Here is a 593-nt window from a genome sequence, read left to right as displayed (position 1 = left end):
AAGGCGGTTATTACTGGCAGGCGCCCCCTCTTCACAGACAAAGCTATCCAGGTGGGAATTTGCCCAATATCCCCACCACACAAGGTTTTCCATACCAGGGGAGTACTGGTCACCCTGAGTACCACCAGCTTTCACAACGCCGTACCCAGCACTTATATATACAGACATGTCAGGATATAAATAAGGGCTTCCGTCTTATGAAAACCAACCCTCAACGGGCATTAGATAAGACAGAAGCGCTATTAAAAAAATATGAGGGAGACTTGCAGCAATATACTCGTGTTGTGCAATTAAAAGCCAGGTGCTTATTTCTTCTTGAGAATTTTGATGGGTGTATTGGATACGTCGATTCTCTTTCAGAGGCCTTGCAAAACAATAAAGGCGTGATGATGGCAAAAGGCAGAGCTTTACAGGCGAGAGGCCGTTTAACGGAAGCTTTACCACTCTTCCAGCACCTTTATGAACACTACTCAGCCTCTCCCAATGATAAAAAAACCAACGGGTTAGCTCTAGGCAGACATCTCCAGATTATGGGGGGTATGGACAACCTGAGAACAGCTCGGGACATCTATACCCGGCTGCGCATCCAGGCG

The 593-nt window shown here is 46.9% G+C and carries 1 protein-coding gene; it reads left to right on the top strand.

What is annotated here, in order from left to right:
* Positions 1 to 389: 389 nt before the first annotated feature.
* The coding region (locus tag E1189_RS24740; protein ID WP_230459960.1) for a hypothetical protein at positions 390 to 593 on the top strand (204 nt) is incomplete at its 3' end.

The organism is Parendozoicomonas verongulae, assembly GCF_009711465.1.
In the GTDB taxonomy this organism is placed as follows: domain Bacteria; phylum Pseudomonadota; class Gammaproteobacteria; order Pseudomonadales; family Endozoicomonadaceae; genus Sansalvadorimonas; species Sansalvadorimonas verongulae.
This window is presented reverse-complemented; position numbering and strand designations above follow the sequence as displayed.